The sequence below is a fragment of the Gelidibacter salicanalis genome, from assembly GCF_007997285.1.
GTDB classification, from domain to species: domain Bacteria; phylum Bacteroidota; class Bacteroidia; order Flavobacteriales; family Flavobacteriaceae; genus Gelidibacter; species Gelidibacter salicanalis.
In genome coordinates, this window is sequence record NZ_VORX01000025.1 from 1 (window position 1) to 699 (window position 699).

At 48.1% G+C, this 699-nt stretch carries 1 rRNA gene; it reads right to left on the bottom strand.

Annotated elements, in window-relative coordinates:
* Positions 1-677: ribosomal RNA gene (locus ES711_RS16190) — 23S ribosomal RNA — on the bottom strand; the annotation flags it as partial.
* Between the last annotated feature and the right edge of the window lie 22 nt (positions 678-699).

A 699-nucleotide genomic window follows, 5' to 3' on the forward strand; every position in this document is an offset into this window, starting at 1 on the left:
CGCCCTATTCAGACTCGCTTTCGCTACGGATCCGTGGCTTAACCACTTAACCTCGCTGGCAACGGTAACTCGTAGGCTCATTATGCAAAAGGCACGCCGTCACAGACCTAAGTCTGCTCCGACCGCTTGTAAGCGTATGGTTTCAGGTTCTATTTCACTCCCTTATTCAGGGTTCTTTTCACCTTTCCCTCACGGTACTAGTTCACTATCGGTCTCTCAGGAGTATTTAGCCTTAACGGATGGTCCCGCCAAATTCATACAGGGTTTCACGTGCCCCGCACTACTCAGGATACCACTATCTATGCATTCTTTACCTATACCGGGCTATCACCGTCTATGGCCCCTCTTTCCAAAGGGTTCTAATTCATCATGCTTCGAATGTCGTGGTCCTACAACCCCGATATTGCCGTAACAATATCGGTTTGGGCTAATCCGCGTTCGCTCGCCACTACTTACGGAATCACTTTTGTTTTCTTCTCCTCCGGGTACTTAGATGTTTCAGTTCTCCGGGTTTGCTTCCTTGCGGATACTATATCTTCAATATAGTGGGTTGCCCCATTCGGATATCTGCGGATCACGTTGTATGTGCCAATCCCCGCAGCTTTTCGCAGCTTATCACGTCCTTCATCGCCTCTGAGAGCCTAGGCATTCCCCATACGCTCTTATGTAGCTTATTGTACTTTTGTCTTTTAATGAGTT